Source organism: Bacillus sp. JK106, from assembly GCF_053663355.1.
This window is the reverse complement of record NZ_JBSJQC010000001.1, coordinates 428,875-452,985: the sequence shown is the minus strand read 5'-3', so window position 1 is coordinate 452,985 and position 24,111 is coordinate 428,875. Positions and strand designations below refer to the sequence as shown.

Sequence of the window (24,111 nt, the reverse complement as noted above, 5' to 3'; positions counted from 1 at the left end):
TTTCACAGTAAATTCCTGATCATATACGCAACGCCGTTTTGATCATTTGTCAATGTAACGGCATCAGCGATCTCTTTAATATCTTCTCTCGCATTCCCCATCGCTATGCCTTTTCCAGCCGCCTGAAGCATTGAATAGTCATTTAAGCTGTCACCGACCGCGGCGGTTTCAGCCATCGGAATGCCGAGCTTTTGCGCCAGCCGTTTGAGCGCCTGCCCTTTAGAGGCGTTTCGAGACGCCAGTTCGAAGTTGTGATCGGCAGAGCTGACAAGGGTGAGATCTTTCTGACCGCTGAATCGGTCCCAGCTCGCTTTCAGCTTCCGCTCATCAAACGAAAATCCGAGAATATTATAAAAATCCAGATGCTCTTCTTTCTCAAAGAGCTCACGGTATGAATGAATGTAAGCAAAGCCGGACTGGCTGTATTGCACTGAAGCCGCCTGTTCCAAAACAGAAAGATCGGTTTCCGGATTGGCGCTTTTCACCCGGTCCATTTCGATATCGAGCAGCTGCCTGCCGGTTTCAGGCGTATAGATGGCTTTGTTTGTAAACACCTCATAATAATATTGATTCTCTTCAAGCCATGACAAAATGCCGCGGGCTCTTGATTCTTCAATCGCTTCACAGTGGTACAGGCTGCCGTCAGGAGCATGAATGGCGGCTCCGTTTGCGCTGATAATCCAAGTTTTTATGCCGAGCGGTTCGAATATGGAGTGCACATCAAAATGCGCGCGTCCAGTGGAAACCACGATTTCAATTCCCGCTTGCCGGGCTTCCCTTAAAGCCCGCTTGTTTTCATCGCTTACTTGATGACTGCTGTTCAGCAGTGTGCCGTCCAGATCTATGGCAATCAGTTTCACATGTCCTCATCCTCTTCTTCAGATTCAGTTACAAGCAATTCTACGCCGTGCCGGTCGAGCAGATCGCAAAAATCCTGATCAGGCAGCCGATCGGTAATCAGCAGGTCAACCTCGTGCAGGTCTGCATACTGATAAAAACTCGTACGGCCAAGCTTGGAGTGATCGCTCAGCGCAATCACCTGTTCAGCCTGTCGGATCATTTTACGCTTTACCATGCCGTCTTCTTCATGCGGAATCGTCAGGCCGTTTTCCGAGATGCCGACAACGCCGATCAGCACCTTATCAGCGTGATAATCCCCCAGTTTTTCTACGACGGAAGCCCCGTATAAAAACCGGTGTTCCTTCTGGAGCTTTCCGCCGAGCAGGTGAATATCAATTCCCTCTTTTGCGGAAAGGATATCGGCCTGATTGATCGAATTTGTAATAACAGTGCAGCCGGTGACATTTATATGCTCCGCGCAGGCCTGAACGGTTGTCGAGGTGTCCAGGATGATCCGGTCTCCTTTATGGATCAGGGATGCGGCCAGCTTGCCGATTTTGTTTTTCTCTTCAGAAACGGTTTTCAGCCGGCCCGAATAGCCCGGAACTTCCTGATTCACCGACGGCAGAATCGCGCCGCCCCGTGTTCTGATAATGGCCCCTCGCTCTTTCAGCTTTACAAGGTCCCTTCTTGCGGTATCTCTTGAAATATGAAGCAGCGAACATATCTGTTCAGCGGTGATCCGCCGGTGCTGTTTCAAATATTCCATTATCGCAATCAGTCTTTCTTCTTGATACACGTCCTCATTCCCTTTTTTCGTCACTTATCTGTAAGTAATTATAAGTTTTTATCCCAATATATTCAATGTTTTTAAGTATTTATAAGCAAAATCACTTCTTTTTAACCATTTTTCAGCTCCCGCACAAAAAAACCAGTCTTTCGACTGGCGAGTGGGAAGGAGGTATTGCGGGGCCCGCTGAAAGGCGGGAAATCGAGGAAAAAAGCATGCTATTCAGCCAGCGGCTCTTTCCGTTTTTGATCCATAAACCGAACGGTATCAGCCATGACCTCGGTCACATAAACTTTTACGCCGTCTGTCTTTTCATAGCTTCTCGTCTGGATTCTGCCGCTTACACCGACCATTGACCCTTTTTGGCAGTACAATGCCGTGTTTTCAGCGTTTTTTCTCCAGATGGTGCAGTTGACGAAGTCGGTTCCGGTTTCACCCGACGCGCTTTTAAAATTGCGGTTTACCGCCAACGTAATATGCGCGACGGGAATGCCCGCTGATGTAAAACGGAGCTCCGGATCTTTCGTCAGCCGGCCGACAAGCATAACGTGGTTAAACAAGCCGTATCCTCCTCTCTTTTTCGAGGCTGGCTTCATTGTAGTACAAGGGCTCATGAAAGCAAAAAGCGGAAAAAGCCGTTATCCGTTTAGGCTGCTTTTATGTTTTTGTTTTTCTTTCTGATAAAAAAAACTTTTGTTTTTGACCGCTTATGTAATATGTATTTTTGAGCAGCCGCGAGAAAAGTTTCGTTTTGAGCCAGTCTTTCTCAAACATGCGGACAAACTTTCCGCCGTCCCATGCGAACCAGTAAAAACTCAGCTTTTTATCAGTCAGTGAAAGCTGAATTTTATACTGTTCCATGCGGTCTTTTGTTTCATATAAAAAGACGACATTTCCCCTTCTGTTAAGATGCACCTCACAATCTTCCTTTTTGCATACCAAGTAGGAATGATCGTCTTTTCGCCTTGAACCGTCTTCTATATAGATTTCCTTCAGGCGCAATTGATTCATAAGCATCTCTCCATGACCATATTCTTTTACATTATAATGAAAAAATAGAAATGATTAAATGTTGACCGCCTACAAAAATGATGAAGCATGTCTTACAGCATTTTCCCGGGAAAAATGATATGTGTTATAATAAATGAACGAAAAACATGGACAACAGGGGTGAAAATAAGAGATGAAAACCTTTAAACTGGTTGATCTGAATGTGGAACGTTTAGATAAAGACGATCAGCCGATTGAACAGTTTCCCCTTTTAGACGGATTGATTATCAACAAAGAGGACGGAGAAAATCACTGGTTAATTGAAGCACTGGTCCCGGCCGAACACTTTTCTTTTTTTGACATGCTGATGAAAAGCCAGAAAGAAGCGAAGGTGTTTGTAACGATTACGAAAAAAAGCAACCGCCCCGCCCAGCTGACGGGAAGCATCAAAAATATCGTGGAGCTGGAAAAGAGTATACAAGTTTTAATTTACGGTCAAATGGTGTCAAGAAACCACCCCGGATCAGAAAGCATTCTGGAGTCGCTCGTAAAAGAAGGCTACTCGGGCAGCCGGCTGATTGAAGCGTTTAAACAAAAATTATAATCATAAAAAAGGCCGGACGTTAATCATCCAGCCTTTTTTTGTGCCCTAGTCATTGTGAGGAGCCCGCTGTTTCAGCAGATCTCTGATTTCAGTCAGCAGTTCTGTCTGCTGATCTGTGTCTTCTGCTTCTTCAGCCTCTTCTTCTGCTTCTTTTTTACGTCTCAGCTTGCCTATTGTGCGGATCACGATAAAGATAGAAAATGAAATAATGAAGAAGTTCACAATCGTTTGAATGAAGCTTCCGTACTTGATATGGGCATCGCCGAATGTCACCGCCAGCCCTGAAAAATCAAGACCGCCAAGAAGCAGGCCGACAAGCGGCATGATGATGTCTTCAACGAGCGACGTCACAATTTTGCCGAAAGCGCCGCCGATGACGACACCGATTGCCAGATCCATGATATTGCCCCGCATCGCAAAGCTTTTAAATTCTGACCACATTACATTCACCCCTTTCTATACAAAATGGGCTTTTTTATAAGCCCATCTGTTTGTTTTTATTCTCCGAGCGCAAAGGTTAATTCAGCTTCACACACGAGCTCGCCGTCAACTTTGGCAACGCCTTTTCCGCGTCCGATCGTACCGCGTGCACGTGTAATGTCCACTTCAAGCTCCAGCTTGTCACCCGGTTTTACCTGCTTTTTGAAACGGCAGTTATCAATCCCCGCAAAAAACGCGAGTCTGCCCCGGTTTTCTTCTTTAATCAGCATCGCCACAGCTCCGACCTGCGCCAAAGCCTCTACGATTAATACGCCCGGCATAACAGGGTATTCAGGAAAATGGCCGTTAAAAAAATCTTCATTCGCCGTCACATTTTTATATCCCGCCGCCCGTTTTCCTTCTTCGACTTCCGTAATTCTGTCTACCAGAAGAAACGGATAGCGATGGGGAATAATTTCTTTAATTTGCTGAGTATCAAGCATTCTCTTGACATCTCCTTCATCGACAATAGTATGTATAGAAGGTATAAGTGGTAACCAATCTGTACATTTGGAAGTATATTATGAATCAATTTCTTTTTCAACCGCGCTGTAAACTGTAACCAGCTGGCAATGAGCCTCGTCCATTAATGTGTTATGATAAATAAAGATTTTTACCCTATGCAAAGAGGTTGGAAGATGATTGCTAAGTTTACTGAAAAACGCACGCTGGTGATGCTGAATGAGTGGTATGACGCCATGGGAAAACGCCAATTCGATCTAGCCCGTTCCCTTCACGAACAAATCAATCAGCATCTCCCCAAATTACAAAAGAATGCAAAGCTAAATCTCAGATATCAGCTGTTTTTCGCACGGTTTCAGCTGCTGTTTGAGAAAAAAGACGGTCTGACTAAATTGTTCTGCGAGCTGAAGCGGCGCAAAGATGAGATGGATCATGAATTAACTTATTATTTCTATTTTTTCAAAGGGTTATTCCATATGGTGAATGGCGCTCCGAACCGTGCTGTCTGCCGCTTTAAAGAAGCTGAACAGTACCTGCCGGCCATTCAGGACCGTTTCGAAGCCGCTGAATTTTATTATAAAACAGCGGGTGCATATTACATGATGAAGTCGCCTGCGCTCTCCATTCAATATGTCAACAAAGCGCTGGAAATCTATCAAGGTGAATTCGGCTACATCAAAAAAACACTCAGCTGCCGGCTGCTTCTCGCCGTGAATTACATAGACGAGGCACGCTATGAAGACGCAGAACAGCTCTTTAATGAATCCATAAAGATAACGGACCGGATCAATGACAATAACCTGCTGTGCCACGCCTATTATAATTTTGGTTTTTTAAAGACCGCCCAGAAAAAAGATAAAGAGGCCCTCCCTTTTTACAAAAAGGTATTGGGCAATCAGCGTTTCGAGAAAGAGTCTCCCGTTTCCTACCTGCATTGTGTATACGAAGCGGTCAGAGCACTTTTTAAAACCGGATATGCCGCCGAAGGACAAACCGTGCTGCAGAAAGGTTTATACATATCTGAAAAAGTGCAGAACAAGATTATGAAATTGAAGCTGACCGCACTCAACATACTGTACACCGCTCAGGAGGACCCGTACGACCGATTGCAGAAGCTCGTGCTGGAGCTGCAGAAAATTGAAGCGTGGGTGGATTTGGAAGTGCTGCTTCAGGATATTACTGATTACTACAAAAAAAAGGGCGATTTTGAGAAAGCCGCATTTTTTATCATGCGCGGCTGATCAAAACGCCCCTTCTTTTATCTGACTGAGTTGATTAAGCCCAGCATTTGGTCTCCCAATGTAATCGTGCGGCTGTTCAGCTGATAGGAACGCTGAGACACGATTAGGTCGGTCATTTCTTTTGACATATCGACATTTGAACCTTCAAGCGCGCCCTGCTCCATGCCGATTGCCTGCCGGTTTGCGCCGGTAAGCTCTTCAATCGCTGAAGCCCCCGCACCGTTTACGGAAAACAGATTATCCCCTTCCGCATGAAGGGCCTGAGGATTATTGACATTGACGATGCCGAGATTAAACGTCTGCGAACGGGTTCCTGCCGGGTCTGAAGCAGTCAGCGTTCCGGTTTTGCTGATTTTCAGCTGATTCAGCGAACTGTCAATTTGTATGGGTTGGCCGTTCTCATCGAGAATGGGATTGCCTCCCGCTGTCATCAGCTGAAGCAGCCGGTCATTTCCGCCGGCCGGCTTGAGGGAAAGTGAGCCGTCCCTTGTATACATCCGCCGTCCGTCCGCTTCTGCCTGAAGATATTGATAAGGTGAGGTGAACGCGATATCAAGGTCACGGTCGGTTTTTTTGATGCTTCCCTGCCCTGAGTCCAGCTGCGGAGTCATGACCGTTCCGGCGCCGAGACGCAGGCCGGGCGGCGTTTTCCGCATGTTCGGCGAATTTTCCTTTTTGTCATCTATATGGTCATACTGCTGTCTGATCAGCTCGGAAAAGCGGGAGTCCCTCGCTTTATAGCCTGTCGTATCACTGTTTGAAAGGTTGCTGCTGACTGTATCCATCTGCTGCTGAAGCTGATTTAAGGCTGTTGAAGCCGTCAGCATTGATCTGAGCATCATAATTGAACGTCCCCCATTTTGTTACACTTTGCCGATTTCATTTGCAGCTTTATCCATGCTTTTATCGTAAGCCTGAATGACTTTCTGATTGGCTTCAAATGATCTGTATGCTTCCGTCATTTCTGTATACGTGCTCGTCACGTCCACGTTCGAAAGCTCCGAGACGCCTTGCTTTAATGAATACGAGACCTGGGGATTCGCCGCCGCGCTCGGCAGTTCAGAGCCGTCGGCCGTGCTGTATAGGTCATTGCCGTCCCGTTTCAGATTGCGCACGTCTTCTTCCATTCTGATGTCAATCTGCCCCGCCGGCCGGCCGTTTGTCGTGACCGTTCCGTTTTCTGATACGGTGAATTTTTCATTGTCGACTGTAATCGGCTGTCCGTTTGTTGATAAAACAAGGTTTCCGTTTATCGTAAGCTGATTGTTTTCATTTAATGAGAAAGTGCTGCTTTTTGAATAGCGGACGCCGCCCGCGGTCTGCACGGGATAAAACAGCTCGGCGTTTTCATTCGTTTCGGCATTCTTGGGAACCTGATTCTCCATAAGCGCGATATCGGTCGGCTGATCGGTCGTTTTCAGGCTTCCCTGCGTAAACAACGGTTTCAGCTCCTGCATGTATACGCCTGTGTTGACGGAACCGATTTTCGTTTTTTTGTCGCCTTCTATTCGGCTCAGAAGCATCTCGGGAAAGGCGCGGATTGAACCTTGATCCTCTTTGTATCCTGACGTATTCGCGTTTGCGATGTTATTTGACAGCATTTCCGTTCTTCTCTGCTGTGTAATCATTGCGGACGTTGCGGTATATAATCCTTTTAACAAGTCTTCCACCTCTGAAATAGCATTATTTCCAGTTGCCTCACCGGAACATTTGTTCTATAATGAAAATCAGCATTTTTTCTTATTATCGGATTTACATTCCCGTTCGTGAAGGGTTTGACAGAAAAAAACCCCATTCTTTTTCAGAATGAGGTTTTATCATCAGCTCAGTTTGCGTTTTGGAAGCTTGTCCATGTTATCCAGCATGACGCCGGTTCCGACCGCAACACAATCCATCGGGTTCTCAGCGACAAGAACCGGCACCCTCAGCTCTTCGGCAAGAAGCTGATCAAGCCCGTTTAACAGCGCTCCCCCGCCGGTAATGATAACGCCGCGGTCGATGATGTCAGCGGACAATTCAGGCGGTGTTCTTTCAAGAACCTGCTTGGCGGCCTGCACAATGACGGCAACTGATTCACGAAGGGCTTCTTCCACTTCTTTGCTGTTTACTGTAATCGTTCTCGGCAGACCTGAAACCATGTCACGGCCGCGGATGGTGATTTCTTCATGACGTGCGTCTGGGAAAACCGTTGCGACCTTCACCTTAATATCTTCAGCGGTACGTTCACCGATCAGCAGCTTATACTCGCGTTTGATATAATTTAAGATTTCCATGTCAAACTTGTCCCCAGCCATCTTAATAGAAGAGGAGGTGACAATATCGCCCATAGAAATAACTGCGATATCTGTCGTACCGCCTCCGATGTCAACAACCATGTTACCGCTCGGCTGGAAGATTTCCATACCCGCGCCGATAGCGGCAACTTTCGGTTCTTCTTCAAGGTACACATGCTTTCCGCCGCTTTTTTCAGCTGCTTCTTTAATCGCTTTTTGCTCAACGGACGTAATATTCGTCGGGCAGCAGATCAGCATGCGCGGTTTTGAGAAAAGTCCTTTTACATTCAGCTTATTAATGAAATGTTTCAGCATGGCTTCAGTTACTTCGAAGTCTGCGATTACGCCGTCTTTCAGCGGACGGATCGCAACAATATTCCCAGGTGTACGTCCAACCATTCGTCTGGCTTCTTCACCGACAGCCAGCACTTTGCCGCTGTTTTTATCAAGTGCCACAACGGAAGGCTCATTCAGAACAATTCCTTTTCCTTTTACATGGATCAGTACATTTGCAGTACCGAGGTCAATTCCAATATCCCTTGCAAACATCTATTTATATCCTCCTTGATATCTGTTTCACAGTAAAATATCCACATTGTGCCCTAATTATATATATTATCATAATTTATCAAAAAAAAGCTGCTGAACGATATAAGTTCTTGACAAAATTTTGCGGATATTCGCGAAACCGCCCGGAGGAGAAAAAAGGGCCCGGCAGACGTCAGGCGCTACGGCTGCTGAACGGGCTCCCCTTCAAGAATTTCATCCTTCTTGTACTTTAATTTCGTCGCCTCGCCCCCCCTTAAATGTCTGATGGATTTATGATAATCGAGTATTTCTTTTACTTCATTCGCCAAGTCAGGATTGATTTCAGGCAGGCGTTCTGTCAGATCTTTGTGTACGGTACTTTTGGAAACACCAAACTCTTTCGCAATGACACGAACGGTTTTTTTCGTCTCCACGATATACTTACCAATCTTGATTGTTCGCTCTTTGATGTAATCGTGCACACCACTCGACCTCCCCAGTTGGATGTGAGAAGTGTGAAATGAGATCCGTATTCTGTAACAGATTCACTGATGATGCAGCTTCTTCGTTGTCCGATTATATAAGAAGGTTTTAGAAATATGCCCACGATCCCTCACCTCAAACACTCTCTTTGATAGGTTTGTAACAGTGTATTAGCAATGAATTGGGAATATGCTAAAAACTCAATAAGGACAAGGGGCGGGTCATAATTTTCTGCTTTTTGAACGGGGGGTTTACATCCGCGCGATCCTGCTGTAGAATGAAACAGCACAATTAGTTACTTAGGTAAGTTTTTTGAAAAGGAGAACGGAAATGATCCACGTCAACAGACGCCTCATTCATCAAATCAATCAATGCGCCCGCCTGATTACGAAGAAAGCCAATGAACGGCTGGAACCATTCGGCCTGTACTCCTCTCAATGGTCAATCCTATATTGCTTAAAAACGATCGGGCCGATGACCCAAAAAGAAATCTGGTCCTATCTGAACGTAGAGGCGCCGACCGTTACCAGAACGATCAAACGCCTTGAAGAAAACGGCTGGATTCAGCGGGAACAGGGAGAAGACAAGCGGGAAAAGCTCGTCGTCCTAACGAAGGAAGCTGAATTGAAATACGACAGCATCAATCAAGAGATGCTGAAGTTCGAGGAAGACATGCTTGCGGATTTCCAAGATGGAGATAAGGAAGCTTTTTCTGAGTTTCTGAATGTGTTTTTAACGAAATAATAAAGAAAGGGAAGTGCTGTACTTTTGAGTAAATCTGACTCGATCTGGACCAAAGATTTTATTATGGTCGTACTCGTGAATTTATTTGTCTTTGTGTTCTTTTATACATTTTTGGCCGTGCTGCCTATCTATATGATTCAGGAGCTTGGCGGCAGTGAATCGCAAGGAGGGCTTTTGATCAGCCTGTTCCTGTTATCTGCTATTATCACCCGTCCTTTTTCAGGGGCGATTATTGAACGGTTCGGCAAGAAAAGAATGACGATTGTATCTCTGGCGCTGTTCGCCCTGTCTTCTTATCTGTATTTGCCGATACACAATTTCTATCTGCTGCTCGGACTGCGTTTTTTCCAAGGCATCTGGTTCAGCATTTTAACGACGGTCACGGGCGCAATTGCCGCTGACCTTATTCCCGCCAAGCGGCGCGGCGAGGGGCTCGGTTATTTCGCGATGTCTATGAACCTTGCCATGGCGATCGGTCCGTTTCTCGGACTGAGCCTTGTGAAAGTCATATCGTTCCCGGTTTTCTTTACGCTTTTTGCTGTATTTGTTTCTTTAGGCTTGCTGATTGCTTTTATGATTCGTGTGCCGGATCAAAACAACAGCGGAACGACTGTCTTCCGTTTTTCTTTCTCCGACATGTTTGAAAAAGGCGCGCTTAAAATCGCGATTGTCGGGTTGTCCATTTCTTTCTGTTATTCAAGTGTGACTTCATATTTATCCGTTTATGCAAAGACGATCCACCTGTTGGATGTCAGCGGCTATTTCTTCGTCTGTTTCGCCGTGACGATGATGGCCGCCCGTCCTTTCACAGGAAAGCTGTTTGACAGAGTGGGGCCGGGAATCGTCATCTATCCGTCGATTATCGTGTTCTCCGCGGGGCTTTGCATGCTGGCGATGACAAACAGCGCCCTCATGCTTCTCTTATCCGGTGCCGTAATCGGTCTCGGATACGGCTCTATCGTACCGTGTATGCAGACGCTGGCGATTCAGAATTCGCCCGGACACCGTTCAGGCTTTGCGACGGCTACCTTCTTCACTTTCTTTGACAGCGGGATTGCCGGCGGGTCATATGTATTCGGCCTCTTCGTCGCTTCGGCCGGATTCCATTCGATTTATCTGGCAGCGGGGCTGTTCGTCCTGATTGCTTTGCTCCTGTATGGCTGGAGCCAGAAAAAAAGAACGCCGCTTGAAGCGGACGGAAACGTTTCAATCGCAGACTGATATGACAAAAAGCCGGGGGGCAGCCCCCGGCTTTTTTTATTCGGCCGCTCTTTCCCGCACGATTCGCCCCTCCGCTTTTGCATAAGGAGGATGAATGTACATAAGCGCCGTATAACCGAGACATGATAAAATGACACCCGCAAACCAGGAAATATCATAGATGCCGGCGAACGCCGGGACGTACATCCCGATTAAAGAAATAAACGCGCCGAGAAAGGTCGCGGCAAAGGCCCGGTAATTATAGCCTTTGTAATAAGTGTACTGTCCGGTTTCCGAATAAAGGTCTTCAACTGAGAGCTGCCTTTTTCTGATGATAAAATAATCAGCCATCATCACCCCGGCCACCGGTCCGAGCATCCCGCCGATGAGTCCGAGAAACGCATATACATTCGTGGCGCTCTCCATCAGCTTCCACGGTATTGTGAACAGAGCCAAAACGGCGGTCAAATACCCTCCCCTTCTGAATGTAATATACTTCGGCAGGACATTCGCCAAGTCATAGGCCGGTGACACGATGTTTGCCGCCACGTTAACCGAGACGGCGGCGATGCAAAGTGTGATGACCGAAAGAGCGATGACGAAAGGATTATCAAACCGGGCCAAAATCTCCACCACATCCCAAATCGGTTCTCCGAATGCTACCTGTGATCCGGATGTCACCGTGATGCTTGCAAACGCAAACAGCGCAAATGTTCCCGGCAGCCCGTAAAACTGGCCGCGAATCTGTTCTTTTTGCGACGCGGCGAACCGGGTGAAGTCAGGGATATTCAGGATCAGCGTCGCCCATATTCCGATAATTCCCGTCACTCCGGCGGCGAACGGCCAAAACGTTTCAGAAAAGGTATGGAACTTTCCCGGCTGTGAGTAAATCGGACCGAGCCCGCCGGCAATATCTATCGCCCACCAGACCATGCCGCCGAAGACGAGATATACAAGCGGGCCCGCCCACACTTCAAATTTTTTGATCGATTCCATGCCGTGCCGCAGCACAAGCAGATGAATGCCCCAAAAGAAAATGAACGACAGAAAGCCCGGCAGATGAAGCCCGAATATATTCCAATCTCCGCCGAGACTCCCCCAGCCAGGCCATATGTTCAAAAGCAGAATGTGTAAAGCCGTGCTCCCGGCAAATGTTTGAATTCCGAGCCACATGATGGCTGTAAACGCCCTGAGAAGCGCCGGAATGTTAGCGCCGTATATTCCGTAAGAAGCCCTGATAATGACCGGAAAAGGCAGGCCGTATTTCGTTCCGGCATGGCCGTTCAAGGCCAAAGCGGCGAACAAAATCAGTGACGCCGTCACGATAATGGCGAGCACCTGCCACGGAGAAAGGCCGATCGCAATGAGCCCGCCCACAGTCGCGTAGGTCGGGATATTATGAATACACCCCATCCAGATGGATGCAAAATTCACTGCTTTCCATGTCCGTTCGCCGTCTTCTAAAGGCAGTAAATCTTTGTTGCTTAGCCGATCACTCATTGTTTTTTTCATTTTCTCCCTCCCGAATGTACGTTTTCCTTACATCACATGTGAAAAAATATAACTGAAAATTCCGTAAATAACATTGGTTGCTGTCGACAATAATCGTTTTGATTTTTGAGCAGATTATACAAAAAAAGAGACGGGGAGAGCCCGTCTCTTTTTTTGCGCCTGTTAAGAGGCTTTTTTGAGGAGAACCGAAAACCGGAACGCCATCAAAAGGCTTACGGCGCCGACAACGATAAGAATCGTCCCAAGCATATGAAAATGGCCGGCGGTAATTTCTTTCCCGAAAAGAATGCCCAAAATGACAGAAGACAAAATCGAACCGAGATACCGGCAGGTCTGAAACAGGCCGGACGTTGTTCCGACCATGTCGGCGGGGCTCGTTTTCAGCATGGCCGCCTGAAACGTGACATTTCCGAAGCCGTAGCCGACACCCAGCACGGACAGGATCAGCCCTTTTCCTATCATGGGCGCCTGAAGGAAGAAAAACGTTAACAGCACCGCTCCGATCGCGGTCAGGCAGGTTCCGGCAACAATCGGCTGAAGAAGCCCTTTCTTATCTATCCATTTTCCGGTCAAAGGCGACACCAGAATACTCATGCCCGACATAAACAGCATAATCAATCCGCTTGTCTGAACGGACAAATGCATTTCATCCTGAAAATAGCTCGGAAGCCCGAAAAAGATGCAGTAAAAGAATATATTCAGCAAAATAAATTGAATATACACCGACGATAGTTTCCGATGCGTTTTAAACAGCCTGACATCTATAAACGGCTTCTCCGTTTTCAGCTCGCGCCAGATAAACAGCCCGACAAACAAAAGCCCGAATACGCCTTCTGTATAGTGAGGCTTCGTACTGAAGGACAATAAAAACGACAGGAGAAGGATAATCGCTCCGGCAAACAGAAGTATCCCGATCGTATCAAGCTGGCGGAGCACGCCTTTCAAGCCGCCGATCTCGCGTTTTTCATCTTTCGGAAACATATACATTCCGAGAAAAAAGCTGAGAATGATAAACGGCAGATTGACGAAAAAGATCGCCGGCCACCCTCCCCAAACGATCAGAAAACCGCCGAGAGTCGGACCGAGCGCCGTCATGGCTGATGCAAAGATTGACAGGACGGCCAGCGCCGAAGCCTGCTTCTCCTGTATATTTGAACGGATCAATCCGACGCCGGACGGATATATCGCGCTGCTTCCGATCGATTGAAAAAGCCGCATGATTAGCAATGTCATAAAAGTCGGCGCAAACGGCGCGCCGACCGCCGAGACGGCAACAAGCAGAAGCCCGATCAAAAACAGCTTCTTCCTGCCGAGCATATCACCGAGCTTCCCGGTAACAGGCTGCGCCACCGCGCTGGCAAGATAAAAGGACGATATCAGCCAGGACACCGTTGTAAACGACAGGTGAAATTCATGCTGAATACTGTGAAGCGCAAGAGAAATCATCGACGAGTTCAATGGGTTCAGCATCGTCCCCGAAGCCACGGCCGTCAAGAACAGGACGCGGCTTTTTTTGGAGATTGTCATTTTGTCTGTGCGATAAATTCTTCCGTCGTCCGGCTTCTGCCGATTTTCGGGAAGATAAACTTGAGTGTCGCTTCATGCTGTTCATCGCTGAATGTCGCCATCGCGTCAGTTACGAAAACTTGCTGATACCCGAGCTGAAAAGCTTCCCGCGCCGTGCTTTCCACACCGATGTTTGTCGCAATCCCGCATAACACAATCGTGTCGATTCCCCGTCTTCTGAGCTGAAGATCCAGGTCCGTGCCGAAAAACGCGCCCCACTGCCGTTTTGTTACCGTATAATCGTTTTCTTTCACTCCGATTTCAGGCACAAATTCAGCCCAATCCGCCGGCGGAGCCGAATGGCCCGCCGCCTCTTCATCCGTCAGCGGCTTCAGCGCATCCGCTCCGTCATGAAAATCTACGTTCACAAAGCTGATAAATCCGCCTTTTTCCCGGAACACATCAATTAATTTTTTCGCGTTCGGCACAACGGTACCGCTTTTATCCATCGGCACGATTCCTTTTTGTAAATCAATAAGGACCAAAGCCGTTTTTTCAAATTGCAGATTCAATGATGTTGTCATAATGATTCCTCCTGATGCAGTTAGTGTTTCTCACCCCGTATATTTTACTCTTTCCCGGACAGGATTTCTTCCGCCATGCTCCGGCGCTCTTTTTATGGATATAAAGTCGCATGACACCCCTTTGAAAAAGCGACATTATGAACGCAAAAAACCATGTTAGATAACCTTACACAAAAATGTTTTATCGTTCTTTTTTCTCTATAATAATGAATTAATCACGATTACATTTTGAATGAGACGGAGGAATACAACATGCAGATGGGCGATACAGTATTTATGTTCTTTTGCGCTTTACTCGTGTGGCTGATGACCCCCGGGCTGGCTTTGTTTTACGGCGGAATGGTAAAAAGCAAAAACGTGCTCAGCACGGCAATGCACAGTTTTTCTTCCCTCGCCATCGTATCCGTCGTTTGGGTTTTGTACGGATATTCACTTGCTTTTGCCCCCGGGAATACATGGCTTGGCGGGATTGAATGGGCCGGGCTGAAGGGGGTCGGCTTTGAACCCGGAAGTTACAGTGATACGATCCCGCATTCATTATTCATGATGTTCCAAATGACGTTTGCCGTACTGACGACGGCCATTATTTCCGGAGCATTTGCTGAACGCATGAGATTCAGTGCTTTTCTTGTATTTTCCTTTTTGTGGGCTTCCCTCGTATATACGCCCGTTGCGCATTGGGTATGGGGCGGCGGCTGGATCGGCCAAATGGGCGCTCTTGACTTCGCAGGCGGAAACGTCGTCCACATTTCTTCCGGGGTCGCCGGGCTCGTGCTGGCGATTGTGCTCGGGAAACGCAAGGACGGCACGGCGGCTTCGCCTCACAACTTAATTTACACGTTCTTGGGCGGGGCGCTCATTTGGTTCGGATGGTTCGGCTTCAATGTCGGCAGCGCCCTCACGCTTGACAGTATCGCGATGTTTGCCTTCATTAACACAAACACCGCGGCTGCGGCCGGAATTATCGGCTGGATTTTAATCGAATGGATGCTGAACAAAAAACCGACCATGCTGGGTGCTGTATCAGGCGCTATTGCCGGGCTTGTCGCCATTACGCCGGCTGCCGGGTTCGTTACGCCGTTCTCTTCCATCGTAATCGGCTTCATCGGCGGGCTTGTCTGCTTCTGGGGCGTGTATTGGCTTAAAAAGACTTTCGGATACGATGATGCGCTTGACGCTTTCGGCCTGCATGGAATCGGCGGGACATGGGGCGGCATCGCGACCGGTTTATTCGCCACCACTTCCGTCAATGACGGCGGGGCAAACGGGCTGTTTTACGGCGATCCGGGACTGCTCTGGAAGCAGATTGCAGCCATTGCGGCAACCTACGTATTTGTATTTATTGTCACTTTCGTTATCATTAAAATTGTAGGTCTGTTCATTCCCCTCCGCGCCAGCGAAGAAGAAGAGTCACTTGGGCTTGATTTAACGATGCACGGGGAAAAAGCATATCAGGACTTATAAAGTGAGGAGTGGCTTAGATGAGCGGTCAAATGTTCAAGGTAGAAATCGTTACGCGTCCGGCTAAGTTTGAAACATTAAAACAGGAACTCGGTAAAATCGGAGTCACATCGCTGACCTTCTCCAACGTACACGGCTGCGGCCTTCAAAAAGCTCACACCGAACTGTACCGCGGAGTCAAAATTGAAAGCAATGTGTATGAACGGCTGAAAGTGGAAATCGTTGTCAGCAAGGTCCCCGTTGATCAAGTCGTGGAAACGGCAAAAAAAGTGCTGAAAACGGGAGAGCCCGGAGACGGCAAAATATTCGTCTATGAAATCGGAAACACGATTAATATCCGCACCGGAGAAGAAGGACCAGGAGCTTTATAAACAGACAGAACGCCCGGAGACAGAAATATCCCGGGCGTTTTTTCCGGCTTCATTAAAAAGAAGAAGCCTTTTTTTCATGCGGGGCAGGACGCTTATGCCGTACGGTTTGTTTTTTCGCATATGTACTGATATTGACCAGTATGCCGCACAAAAACAGCGTCATAATCAATGAAGAACCGCCATAGCTGATAAACGGAAGCGGCACACCCGTAACCGGGAGGAGTCCGCTCATCGCTCCCAAATTCAAGACAACCTGAAACATCAATTGAAACGTAATTCCGATGGCAAGAAGCTTCCCGAACGGGTCATCAGCCCGCACGGCCGTTTTTACGCCGAGAAGCATTAACGCAAAATATAATCCCAAAACGATCAGAACACCGAATATCCCCAGCTCTTCACTGATCACGGCCATAATGAAATCGGTATGCGCCTCAGGCAGATAGTTCATTTTTTCAACACTGTTTCCAAGCCCTCTTCCGAAAAACCCGCCTCCGGAAATAGCAAAATAGGATTGAATCAGCTGATAGCCGTCCCCGTTCGCGTCACCAAACGGATTGGTAAAGGAAACGAGGCGCTTCACACGATAGGAAGCAGAAAATGCGAGATAAACAACCCCCGACACCGCCGTCGCGCCGAGCACGAACAGATGGCGCTTTTTCAAGCCGGCACATAATAAAATCGACCCGCACGCCGCCAGGATTAAGGAAGCCGTCCCTAAATCAGGCTCCGCCAATGTCAGCAGAAAAGCGGTCCCCAAAATCACTAAAGGCGGCAGAACCCCTTTCACAAATTGATGAATGTACGGCTGCTTTTTCGTATAAATCGAAGCGAAATACAAAATCATGGCGATCTTCGCCAATTCAGACGGCTGTACGACAAGCGGGCCCGCTCCCAGCCACCTGCGGGAAAAATTCCGCTCCAGCCCGATTCCCGGTATCAATACGAGCAGCAGCAATACCAGCGAACCGACCACAAACAGCGGTACAAGCCGCGCATACCGCTTATACGGCAGACAGGCGGCAAATAGAAATAAGCATAATCCGATCAGTAAAGAGGCACTTTGTTTATGGAAGAAATAGGATGGATCTCCGTACCGCTGAGACCCCATCACATCACTGGCGCTGTACACCATTAACAAGCCGAATCCGCAAAGCAGCATAATGACAAACACAAGCGGCAGATCGGCGTTTTTCAAACGTTTCAGCAACGGACAAAACTCCTTCGGCTATTCTTTTCCCGCATACTTGACGCACAGTAATACAGTCACGTTTCATTCTGTTTACTTTTTTATGATTATTTTTAATACCAATTGTGTCTCATAGAAAAAAGCATTACACTGTTCATATAAAATAAAGATAAAAGGTGATATTTGTGAATTACGAACTATTTAAAGCGATCAATGGTTTGTCGCACCATAGTGCCATTCTCGACTCTATCATGGTATTTATAACGGAATACGCCATTTACGCCTACGCCCTTTTCCTGCTTGCCATGTGGCTGTTCGGAAGCACAAAAGGCAGACAAAACGCCCTGTACGCGGGCTTCACGGGTGTTGCGGCGCTTATCATCAACTACCTCATCACGAAAGTCTATGTCGAGCCGCGCCCCTTTGTCGAGCATACGGTTCATACGCTGATCCCTCATGCCGCGGATGCTTCATTTCCGAGTGACCATACGACAGGCGCTTTGGCGATTTCAATTGCGATTCTGTTCCGCAACAAAAAACTCGGCTGGCCGCTTGTGATTTTCGGCCTTTTGACCGGCTTCTCAAGAATTTGGGTCGGCCACCATTATCCGATCGATGTGCTCGGAAGCATTATCGTTTCCCTCATTGTCGGATTCCTGCTGTTCAGATTTTCAAATGTGCTTCGTCCGATTGTCGATCTGATCGTGCGAATCTATGAAAGTATCGTTCATAAAAGCAAATCGACAAACCATAATATATAAAAAAAGCCGGCGTCTGTCACAGACTGCCGGTTTTTGTATGTTTGGCTGTATGCTTTTTCCTTTGTAAAGCACAGAATGCGGCAATGCCGAGACTGTCAATCATCACATCGCGGAGGCATCCGTTTCTGCCGAAAAAGAGCTGGACGATTTCTGTCAGGAAAGCGGCGGCCAATGCATACAGCACCGCCCTCTTCATGCGCCTGCGCTCCCTGAAAAACAAATAGGCGAGCACAAAAAATGAAAACGCGTGCCCAAGCTTTTGAATCGCCGCTTCCGGTATGGCGAGCTCCGCCATATCGAACACAAAGAAACCGGACACATCCGGATGGGACGTGAAACGGAAGGACACCGTCTGCGACACAATCATATCGTGAAAGCTTTCAGTCAAAGCAGAAACGAAAACAAAGACGAGCCACCCGGCCGCCAGACATTTATTCATTCAGCATCTCCTTCGTTTTCTACTAGTATAAAGGCACATGCGGCAATATGAAAAGCGCCTATCAGAGCTGATAGACGCTTTGGGATCAAGATTACTTGCCCGAATCTTTCATTGAGCCGTCATCTTTACCATCTGTCTTGTCTTTTGTGCCGTCCTCTTTGTCACCTGGTTTTTCTTCGGTTTCTTTTTTAGGCGTCACATCTTTTTTCTCGGAAGACTGCTGAATTGACCCTTCCGTTTCTTCTGTTACAGCGTTTTTCTCTTCAGCCGCCGCTTTTTCAATTGATGTTACCGGCTTGTCCATAAAATTGAGCGGGTTCATCGCTACGCCGTCCTTGCGGATTTCAAAGTGCACGTGATTTCCGCTTTCTTCACTGTAAAGATTTTTTCCGGATTTACCGATGACCTGGTTCTGCTTTACTTTGTCGCCCTGGTCCACGCTGACTTCAGATAAAGACTGATAGACAGTAGACAGGCCGTCTGAGTGTTCAATTTCAACCACATACCCCAGTACCGGGTCTTTAGCAGCTTTAACAACCGTACCGCTCAGAGAAGCAGAAACATCAAATGATTTTCCGTCTTTCTCAGCTAAGTCAATTCCTTTACTGAGGCTGTACGTGTTATTATAGTTAACAAGTGCTGCTTCTTTCTCTTTTTTTGCGGCATCAGATTCGTAAAACTTTTTCACAACAGAAACATTTTCAGAATGAGCAGCCGGCATTGCGACGTTTTCCATTGACTTGCCTACTTCGACGGCATCGTCTTTGCCGCTGTCATACGCGGAGTTTCCGCCGTTGTTCGTCAGATTGTCCTTCACATCATTCGAAACGGATTGATACCAAAGGACAGCTGTTAAAATGACGGCCGCACTGACTAAGTAGATTGCAGGGAATATCCAGCGTTTGCGAAAAAACCGCTGAAGTTTTTTGACTTGAGAAGTTTTCTTTTCTTCCTCTCTCATTTGTTCATCACCTCAGCAACATTCTGAACACTTTTCTGAAAATATATACACATCCATAAAAAACTTTTTTGGAAGTAGTATGTGCAGATTGCACTTAATTATGTAATGAAATGTGAAGGGAGATCCCGGAATATGAATTTGACCCTGCGCAAAGCCGTATTGGAAGATTTAGATGCGGTGGTGGCCATATACAACTCGACGATTGCCTCACGAATGGTAACGGCTGATACGGAAGAAGTGACGCCCGCAGACCGGATGGATTGGTTTTTGCGGCACACGGACCGGCGCCCGCTGATGGTCGCGGAAGATGAGACCGGCAAAGTGGCGGCCTGGATCAGCTTTGAAACGTTTTACGGCCGTCCGGCCTATGACAAAACTGCGGAGATCAGCATCTATCTGCATCAGGATTGCCGCGGCAAAGGAGCAGGAAGCTTTCTGCTGAAAGAAGCCCTGGCACTCGCTCCGACAATCGGCATCCGCAGCCTGATGGCTTTTATCTTCGGACATAATGTGCCGAGCATTAAGCTGTTTGAAAAATTCGGTTTTACCGAATGGGGCGTATTCCCGGGTATCGCCGAAATGGACGGAAAACGATATGACTTGAACATTTTAGGGAGAGAACTGTCATGATCACCATCGATAAAGACAAAGACGAAAACCAGCCGCTCAATAAAAAAGCCCGTTCCCTTGCCGACATCGCCAAATGGGGAAAGATCACCGCCGTGTTTCTGATCATCACGGGCTCTCTTTCCGCTCTGTCAGCCATTGTGACGCTGCTCGGAGCCATTCCGGGTGTTCTGCTCATCATTTCCGGCGTCATGCTGATGCGCTCGGCAAAAGCGGCTGCCGCCCTTCAGGAAGGGCTAGAAGAAAACGCGGAAGAAAATATGCTTGCACATTACGCGTCATTTATCAAAATGCAGTTTTTTTACGCGGCATCCAGTGTGGTATTGGGCATTCTCGCTTTTATTTTAGTCGTCATCTTCGCTGTCATCGGAATTATGGCTTATTACAGCACTGATACGTATGACACGCCTGATTCATATTACTATGAGAACGACCCTGTGTTTGAATGACAAAAAGAGCTGATCGCGCGTCAGCTCTTTTTTAATAAAGCATTTCTTTTTTCCGGTCTTCTTCCGTTAAAAATTCAATAAAGCTCTTCATCGCAGACGGCTCCTCGGCAATCAGCCGGGTATAGGCGCTTTTCCGTTCCTCAGACAGAATATCGCTTTTTCTGATCCTGTTCAGCATATAAAGGCGGATCGTTTTTTGCACCTGTTTCCGCTGATAGCCGGCTTCCTTAAAAAACGCAAGACCCAGAGCCGCAAGGAGGGCAAAAATGCCGGCCGATACGAGAGCTCCTCTCCCGGAAGGGGCCTGAATCAAAAGCGATGCCAGATGAAACAGACTAAAAGCGGCGAGCGGGAAAGCAAGAAAACGGTAAATGATGCTTTTTTTCATCAGCGGCGCGATGGCGATTTGTATTTTCTGAATTTCTTTTTTTATGAATCCCGGCAATTGTTCCGCATGCTCCAGCTTCATGCCCTCTCCCCTTTGCTGTCATTTTTGTCTTCTTTTTCATATATGCATATTTTACCGCACCCGGAACTTTCTTTGAAAGAAAACTGCATTCATCTTTGATTCCGGCTCTTTATTCTTTCAAAATGTCAATGTTATAATTTGAAATGGGAATCAGATTGCTGCACTTGTCGGAATACTAATGGGCACAGTCTTGATAAATATGATATAGCGGGGTTGCAAAGTGAGCATTTCATTTATTTTATTCGGATTTTTTTTCGTTTTAAATATACTTTTGGCCATCATCATGATTTTCAAAGAAAGACGCGATGCCAGCGCTTCATGGGCTTGGCTCTTGGTTCTTTTTTTTATTCCCATTTTAGGGTTTATTTTATACCTGTTATTCGGCCATAACCTGAGACGCAAGCATCTGTTTCAATGGGAAGACCGTAAAAAAATCGGAATAGAAAAGCTGCTGAAGTTTCAGCTGAAAGATCTGAAGTCGAGGCAATTCCAATTTAACAACAGGGCGACTGTGGATAATAAAGACCTCATCTATATGCTTGTCATGAACAACCACGCAGTCTTTACAGAGGATAATTCGGTGGAGATTTTAACGGACGGGCGCGATAAGTTCAAACGCTTAATGAAGGACATTTCCAACGCAAAAGATCACATTCACCTTCAATACTATATTTATAAAGGTGATGAACTGGGAAAAAAATTGCGCGATGCCTTAGTGAAAAAAGCACGGGAAGGCGTAAAAGTCAGAGTGTTATATGATGAACTCGGTTCAAGATCACTCAGAAAAAAATTCTTCAAACCGCTGCGGGACGCCGGCGGCCATGTGGAAGTCTTTTTTCCTTCCAGGCTTCGTCCGATTAATTTGCGGCTCAATTATCGGAATCACCGCAAGCTCGTCATCATTGACGGCGAAACCGGCTATGTCGGTGGCTTTAACGTCGGAGATGAATATCTCGGCCTGAATCCGAAATTCGGCTACTGGCGCGATACGCACCTCAGACTTCAAGGCACGGCGGTACACGCCATTCAGACACGGTTTATTCTCGATTGGAACCAAGCCTCCCATCACCATACGCTCACTTACGTTCCGAATCATTTTCCGGAATGCGAGCCGAAGGGCAATGTCGGGATGCAGATTGTCACGAGCGGACCTGATTCAGAATGGGAACAAATTAAAAACGGCTATATCAAGATGATCTCAACGGCCAAACGATCGATCCTGATTCAGACGCCTTACTTTATTCCAGACTCAAGTCTTTTGGACGCCCTCAGGATCGCCTGTCTGTCAGGCATCGACGTCAAAATCATGATCCCGAACAAACCGGATCACGCTTTCGTTTACTGGGCGACTTTATCTTACATCGGCGATCTTTTGAAAGCCGGAGCCTCAGTCTACATTTACGATAACGGCTTTATTCATGCAAAAACGATTGTCGTTGATGATGAGACGGCTTCAGTCGGTACGGCGAATATCGACGTCAGAAGCTTCAGACTTAATTTTGAAGTCAACGCCTTTATTTATGACGTCACCATCGCGAAAAAACTCATTTCCTCATTTAAAGAAGATCTGCTCGTCTCCAGAAAATATACGTATGAAGAATATCAGGAGCGTTCGCTGCGGATCCGCATTAAAGAATCGATTTCAAGACTTCTGTCGCCGATTTTGTAAAATGATAAGCATTAGCTTATTTCACCTTTAAAAGACGTGTATAACCATAACAATTTTGGTTATACACTCATTTAAAGGTATAAACAGCCAAATTTCCATGAGTATTCGCACTTGTCTTTTTATAAATTTAAATTAAACTATTTTTAAAATTGGAATATACATTGATTAATTTATAATATATAGTAAAATATTTCATAAAAGGAGGAAATTATCATGAAAAAAATCTCAATTTTATTATCGGTTGTTGTTCTTTCACTAGGCCTTCTGAGTATTCCGGTTGGTAAAGCTCAAGCAGCTACAGGCCCGTGGACTGAAGTTGGAAAGAAAGGCTGTAAGGTCAGAGTTTGGGTTGACGCTTATACATATTCTAAAAAAGCAGCTACAATTGATTGGTATGGAGAAACTAACGGTAAATGCGGAACATTAAATTATACTGCTTATCTTAGAGTCTCAGAGGGCGCTTCACAATATCAATTAAAAGGCTCATTCTCAAAAAGAACTCCTACAAAATCATTCTCTATCAATAAATTAAGAAAAGAACACTTTAGCAGAAACCGAGTTGCGGTTACACTTAATATTGGATCTTATGAAGTACAATCACACACAATAACTGTTAAATGGTAGCATCATAACCCTTCTTTCTGGAACTGACTTTTTTTAGATTCTTACTAAAAAGCTATTTACCGCTGATAGAATCAGCACTCTTTTGCTTTTTGCACTATTTAATTGAAGATGAATAAGTTATACAACAAGTAGTTCATAAATAGAGCTTTTTCAGTTGGTTAATGACGATTATGTCTACTTGTTGAACACCATCCCTTCAATAGACAGTCATAACAGGTAAAAACGGACACGGCTTGAAAAAACACATTTTATATTCAAAAGAATGACCGAATAGTGTATAAATGAAAAGTGAGTATTTTTTTGTAAAGGAGTGCCATAGTTTGAAACCTGAATCAGTGAATCGTTCGCTTATTTCTATTTCGAAATGGGGAAAAGCGACAGGTATTTTATTTATTATTATAGGCGCGTTTGCGGCGCTGTCGGGCGCGTTTTTCTTTTTAATCGGAGCCATTCCCGGCGTTCTGCAGATCATTGCCGGCATTTTTCTGATGCGCTCGGCAAATGAAGCGGGACAGATGGCGGCGCAGTTCAATGAACTGACAGAGGAACATATGCTGGAGAATTATGCAAAGTTCGTGAAAATGCAGGGGATCTATCTGATCGTGACGGTCGGCTTGTCCGTTCTCGGTATCGTTCTCTTCATTGTCCTCATGACGCTCGGCATCGTGGACGGCGTATTTAATAATATTGATGCCAATACATATTAAAAAGGAAAATCCCGGCGCATCCGCCCGGGATTTTTTCTTATTCCGCTTCTTCGACAACGGTAAAGTTTTTCTGCTTTGGATTTGCCAATACGGCGAACAGCATTGACGCTGTATGCTCCAGCGCGCTTTCCGTTCGGGTCATGGACTCCG

General features: G+C 46.5%; 29 protein-coding genes. 12 read left to right on the top strand and 17 right to left on the bottom strand.

All coding sequences use genetic code 11. The annotated features are described in order from the left end of the window. Positions 1-2 precede the first annotated feature (2 nt). The 4 genes from ACWJJS_RS02390 to ACWJJS_RS02375 form a co-directional block, all read right to left on the bottom strand. On the bottom strand, positions 3-860 hold the full coding sequence (locus ACWJJS_RS02390; protein ID WP_454023280.1) for a Cof-type HAD-IIB family hydrolase: 858 nt from the start codon (positions 858-860) through the stop codon (positions 3-5). Then, on the bottom strand, positions 857-1,639 hold the full coding sequence (locus ACWJJS_RS02385; protein WP_102422821.1) for a DeoR/GlpR family DNA-binding transcription regulator: 783 nt from the start codon (positions 1,637-1,639) through the stop codon (positions 857-859). Before ACWJJS_RS02385 ends, ACWJJS_RS02390 begins: the two co-directional genes overlap by 4 nt. Positions 1,640-1,848: 209 nt before the next feature. Next, positions 1,849-2,190 (bottom strand): single-stranded DNA-binding protein, encoded by a 342-nt coding sequence (locus ACWJJS_RS02380; protein WP_003151249.1) that lies wholly within the window; start codon positions 2,188-2,190, stop codon positions 1,849-1,851. A gap of 97 nt (positions 2,191-2,287) precedes the next feature. Beyond that, the gene (locus tag ACWJJS_RS02375; RefSeq protein WP_003151247.1) at positions 2,288-2,641 is read right to left on the bottom strand and encodes a hypothetical protein; all 354 of its coding nucleotides are present in this window, start codon (positions 2,639-2,641) and stop codon (positions 2,288-2,290) included. A 172-nt stretch (positions 2,642-2,813) separates the two neighbouring features. Here ACWJJS_RS02375 and ACWJJS_RS02370 point away from each other — a divergent pair, with 172 nt between their 5' ends. Continuing rightward, positions 2,814-3,224, top strand: a complete 411-nt coding sequence (locus ACWJJS_RS02370; protein WP_003151245.1) for a YwpF-like family protein — start codon at positions 2,814-2,816, stop codon at positions 3,222-3,224. Positions 3,225-3,269: 45 nt separating this feature from the next. On the opposite strand, the gene mscL is transcribed toward ACWJJS_RS02370, so the two are convergent. Together mscL and fabZ are read right to left on the bottom strand one after the other, a co-directional pair. Further along, positions 3,270-3,665 (bottom strand): large conductance mechanosensitive channel protein MscL, encoded by a 396-nt coding sequence (gene mscL, locus ACWJJS_RS02365; protein ID WP_015418395.1) that lies wholly within the window; start codon positions 3,663-3,665, stop codon positions 3,270-3,272. Between the two features lie 56 nt (positions 3,666-3,721). Then, on the bottom strand, positions 3,722-4,147 hold the full coding sequence (gene fabZ / locus ACWJJS_RS02360) for a 3-hydroxyacyl-ACP dehydratase FabZ (protein ID WP_003151242.1): 426 nt from the start codon (positions 4,145-4,147) through the stop codon (positions 3,722-3,724). A gap of 195 nt (positions 4,148-4,342) precedes the next feature. On the opposite strand from fabZ, the gene ACWJJS_RS02355 reads away from it, so the two are divergent. Further along, on the top strand, positions 4,343-5,407 hold the full coding sequence (locus ACWJJS_RS02355; protein ID WP_060673909.1) for a response regulator aspartate phosphatase: 1,065 nt from the start codon (positions 4,343-4,345) through the stop codon (positions 5,405-5,407). Between the two features lie 17 nt (positions 5,408-5,424). Here the strand turns inward: ACWJJS_RS02355 and ACWJJS_RS02350 are convergent, their stop codons facing one another. The 4 genes from ACWJJS_RS02350 to spoIIID form a co-directional block, all read right to left on the bottom strand. Next, positions 5,425-6,246, bottom strand: a complete 822-nt coding sequence (locus ACWJJS_RS02350) for a flagellar hook-basal body protein (protein ID WP_102422883.1) — start codon at positions 6,244-6,246, stop codon at positions 5,425-5,427. Positions 6,247-6,270: 24 nt separating this feature from the next. Continuing rightward, positions 6,271-7,068: a flagellar hook-basal body protein gene (locus ACWJJS_RS02345; protein WP_007614310.1), complete on the bottom strand. Its 798-nt coding sequence runs from the start codon at positions 7,066-7,068 to the stop codon at positions 6,271-6,273. Positions 7,069-7,227: 159 nt separating this feature from the next. Beyond that, positions 7,228-8,229, bottom strand: coding sequence for a cell shape-determining protein Mbl (gene mbl / locus ACWJJS_RS02340; RefSeq protein ID WP_003151237.1), 1,002 nt, complete (start codon positions 8,227-8,229; stop codon positions 7,228-7,230). 179 nt (positions 8,230-8,408) lie between these two features. After that, positions 8,409-8,690 carry a sporulation transcriptional regulator SpoIIID gene (spoIIID, locus tag ACWJJS_RS02335; protein WP_003151236.1) on the bottom strand — a complete coding sequence of 94 codons (282 nt, stop codon included), beginning with the start codon at positions 8,688-8,690 and terminating at the stop codon, positions 8,409-8,411. Positions 8,691-9,021: 331 nt separating this feature from the next. On the opposite strand from spoIIID, the gene ACWJJS_RS02330 reads away from it, so the two are divergent. Continuing rightward, positions 9,022-9,435: a MarR family winged helix-turn-helix transcriptional regulator gene (locus ACWJJS_RS02330; RefSeq protein ID WP_007407562.1), complete on the top strand. Its 414-nt coding sequence runs from the start codon at positions 9,022-9,024 to the stop codon at positions 9,433-9,435. A gap of 24 nt (positions 9,436-9,459) precedes the next feature. Continuing rightward, the gene (locus ACWJJS_RS02325) at positions 9,460-10,656 is read left to right on the top strand and encodes an MFS transporter (RefSeq protein ID WP_024085905.1); all 1,197 of its coding nucleotides are present in this window, start codon (positions 9,460-9,462) and stop codon (positions 10,654-10,656) included. 36 nt (positions 10,657-10,692) lie between these two features. Here ACWJJS_RS02325 and ACWJJS_RS02320 read toward each other — a convergent pair whose 3' ends face one another. The 3 genes from ACWJJS_RS02320 to ACWJJS_RS02310 form a co-directional block, all read right to left on the bottom strand. Continuing rightward, entirely contained in the window at positions 10,693-12,147 is a 1,455-nt protein-coding gene (locus ACWJJS_RS02320) for an NCS1 family nucleobase:cation symporter-1 (protein WP_060562449.1), read from the bottom strand. Positions 12,148-12,309: 162 nt separating this feature from the next. Then, complete coding sequence (locus ACWJJS_RS02315) at positions 12,310-13,674, bottom strand: MFS transporter (RefSeq protein WP_003151229.1); 1,365 nt, start codon at positions 13,672-13,674, stop codon at positions 12,310-12,312. Then, positions 13,671-14,237, bottom strand: a complete 567-nt coding sequence (locus ACWJJS_RS02310; RefSeq protein WP_003151227.1) for an isochorismatase family protein — start codon at positions 14,235-14,237, stop codon at positions 13,671-13,673. The genes ACWJJS_RS02315 and ACWJJS_RS02310 overlap by 4 nt, the downstream gene beginning before the upstream one ends. Positions 14,238-14,489: 252 nt before the next feature. Between ACWJJS_RS02310 and ACWJJS_RS02305 the strand changes: the two genes are divergently transcribed. Then, positions 14,490-15,701: an ammonium transporter gene (locus ACWJJS_RS02305; RefSeq protein ID WP_003151223.1), complete on the top strand. Its 1,212-nt coding sequence runs from the start codon at positions 14,490-14,492 to the stop codon at positions 15,699-15,701. A 17-nt stretch (positions 15,702-15,718) separates the two neighbouring features. After that, a complete protein-coding gene (locus tag ACWJJS_RS02300; RefSeq protein WP_003151222.1) occupies positions 15,719-16,069 on the top strand; it encodes a P-II family nitrogen regulator in 351 nt (116 codons plus the stop codon). Between the two features lie 52 nt (positions 16,070-16,121). Here the strand turns inward: ACWJJS_RS02300 and ftsW are convergent, their stop codons facing one another. Next, a complete protein-coding gene (ftsW, locus tag ACWJJS_RS02295) occupies positions 16,122-17,276 on the bottom strand; it encodes a putative lipid II flippase FtsW (RefSeq protein WP_003151221.1) in 1,155 nt (384 codons plus the stop codon). A gap of 164 nt (positions 17,277-17,440) precedes the next feature. Between ftsW and ACWJJS_RS02290 the strand changes: the two genes are divergently transcribed. Then, entirely contained in the window at positions 17,441-18,016 is a 576-nt protein-coding gene (locus ACWJJS_RS02290) for an undecaprenyl-diphosphatase (RefSeq protein WP_003151220.1), read from the top strand. Positions 18,017-18,032: 16 nt separating this feature from the next. On the opposite strand, the gene ACWJJS_RS02285 is transcribed toward ACWJJS_RS02290, so the two are convergent. Both ACWJJS_RS02285 and ACWJJS_RS02280 read right to left on the bottom strand, forming a co-directional pair. Further along, positions 18,033-18,455: a VanZ family protein gene (locus tag ACWJJS_RS02285; RefSeq protein ID WP_070082500.1), complete on the bottom strand. Its 423-nt coding sequence runs from the start codon at positions 18,453-18,455 to the stop codon at positions 18,033-18,035. A 91-nt stretch (positions 18,456-18,546) separates the two neighbouring features. Then, the gene (locus ACWJJS_RS02280; RefSeq protein WP_017418752.1) at positions 18,547-19,416 is read right to left on the bottom strand and encodes a M23 family metallopeptidase; all 870 of its coding nucleotides are present in this window, start codon (positions 19,414-19,416) and stop codon (positions 18,547-18,549) included. 138 nt (positions 19,417-19,554) lie between these two features. Here ACWJJS_RS02280 and ACWJJS_RS02275 point away from each other — a divergent pair, with 138 nt between their 5' ends. Then, on the top strand, positions 19,555-20,046 hold the full coding sequence (locus ACWJJS_RS02275; RefSeq protein ID WP_101563124.1) for a GNAT family N-acetyltransferase: 492 nt from the start codon (positions 19,555-19,557) through the stop codon (positions 20,044-20,046). After that, positions 20,043-20,492, top strand: coding sequence for a DUF5362 family protein (locus ACWJJS_RS02270; RefSeq protein ID WP_003151216.1), 450 nt, complete (start codon positions 20,043-20,045; stop codon positions 20,490-20,492). Before ACWJJS_RS02275 ends, ACWJJS_RS02270 begins: the two co-directional genes overlap by 4 nt. Before the next feature lie 31 nt (positions 20,493-20,523). Here the strand turns inward: ACWJJS_RS02270 and ACWJJS_RS02265 are convergent, their stop codons facing one another. Further along, entirely contained in the window at positions 20,524-20,961 is a 438-nt protein-coding gene (locus tag ACWJJS_RS02265) for a DUF5392 family protein (RefSeq protein ID WP_007614328.1), read from the bottom strand. A 220-nt stretch (positions 20,962-21,181) separates the two neighbouring features. On the opposite strand from ACWJJS_RS02265, the gene cls reads away from it, so the two are divergent. The 3 genes from cls to ACWJJS_RS02250 all read left to right on the top strand — a co-directional run bounded on the left by cls (position 21,182) and on the right by ACWJJS_RS02250 (position 23,961). Beyond that, positions 21,182-22,630 carry a cardiolipin synthase gene (cls, locus tag ACWJJS_RS02260; protein ID WP_070082503.1) on the top strand — a complete coding sequence of 483 codons (1,449 nt, stop codon included), beginning with the start codon at positions 21,182-21,184 and terminating at the stop codon, positions 22,628-22,630. Positions 22,631-22,843: 213 nt separating this feature from the next. Then, the gene (locus ACWJJS_RS02255) at positions 22,844-23,254 is read left to right on the top strand and encodes a hypothetical protein (RefSeq protein ID WP_454023279.1); all 411 of its coding nucleotides are present in this window, start codon (positions 22,844-22,846) and stop codon (positions 23,252-23,254) included. Between the two features lie 320 nt (positions 23,255-23,574). Continuing rightward, complete coding sequence (locus tag ACWJJS_RS02250; RefSeq protein WP_070082504.1) at positions 23,575-23,961, top strand: DUF5362 family protein; 387 nt, start codon at positions 23,575-23,577, stop codon at positions 23,959-23,961. Positions 23,962-24,111: the final 150 nt, after the last annotated feature.

Coding starts and splice junctions, on each gene's coding strand:
- ACWJJS_RS02375 (WP_003151247.1), bottom strand. CDS start 2,641: ATGAATCAATTGCGCCTGAAGGAAATCTATATAGAAGACGGTTCAAGG.
- ACWJJS_RS02370 (WP_003151245.1), top strand. CDS start 2,814: ATGAAAACCTTTAAACTGGTTGATCTGAATGTGGAACGTTTAGATAAA.
- mscL (WP_015418395.1), bottom strand. CDS start 3,665: ATGTGGTCAGAATTTAAAAGCTTTGCGATGCGGGGCAATATCATGGAT.
- fabZ (WP_003151242.1), bottom strand. CDS start 4,147: ATGCTTGATACTCAGCAAATTAAAGAAATTATTCCCCATCGCTATCCG.
- ACWJJS_RS02355 (WP_060673909.1), top strand. CDS start 4,343: ATGATTGCTAAGTTTACTGAAAAACGCACGCTGGTGATGCTGAATGAG.
- ACWJJS_RS02350 (WP_102422883.1), bottom strand. CDS start 6,246: ATGCTCAGATCAATGCTGACGGCTTCAACAGCCTTAAATCAGCTTCAG.
- mbl (WP_003151237.1), bottom strand. CDS start 8,229: ATGTTTGCAAGGGATATTGGAATTGACCTCGGTACTGCAAATGTACTG.
- ACWJJS_RS02330 (WP_007407562.1), top strand. CDS start 9,022: ATGATCCACGTCAACAGACGCCTCATTCATCAAATCAATCAATGCGCC.
- ACWJJS_RS02320 (WP_060562449.1), bottom strand. CDS start 12,147: ATGAAAAAAACAATGAGTGATCGGCTAAGCAACAAAGATTTACTGCCT.
- ACWJJS_RS02315 (WP_003151229.1), bottom strand. CDS start 13,674: ATGACAATCTCCAAAAAAAGCCGCGTCCTGTTCTTGACGGCCGTGGCT.
- ACWJJS_RS02310 (WP_003151227.1), bottom strand. CDS start 14,237: ATGACAACATCATTGAATCTGCAATTTGAAAAAACGGCTTTGGTCCTT.
- ACWJJS_RS02305 (WP_003151223.1), top strand. CDS start 14,490: ATGCAGATGGGCGATACAGTATTTATGTTCTTTTGCGCTTTACTCGTG.
- ACWJJS_RS02300 (WP_003151222.1), top strand. CDS start 15,719: ATGAGCGGTCAAATGTTCAAGGTAGAAATCGTTACGCGTCCGGCTAAG.
- ACWJJS_RS02285 (WP_070082500.1), bottom strand. CDS start 18,455: ATGAATAAATGTCTGGCGGCCGGGTGGCTCGTCTTTGTTTTCGTTTCT.
- ACWJJS_RS02280 (WP_017418752.1), bottom strand. CDS start 19,416: ATGAGAGAGGAAGAAAAGAAAACTTCTCAAGTCAAAAAACTTCAGCGG.
- ACWJJS_RS02270 (WP_003151216.1), top strand. CDS start 20,043: ATGATCACCATCGATAAAGACAAAGACGAAAACCAGCCGCTCAATAAA.
- ACWJJS_RS02265 (WP_007614328.1), bottom strand. CDS start 20,961: ATGAAGCTGGAGCATGCGGAACAATTGCCGGGATTCATAAAAAAAGAA.
- ACWJJS_RS02255 (WP_454023279.1), top strand. CDS start 22,844: ATGAAAAAAATCTCAATTTTATTATCGGTTGTTGTTCTTTCACTAGGC.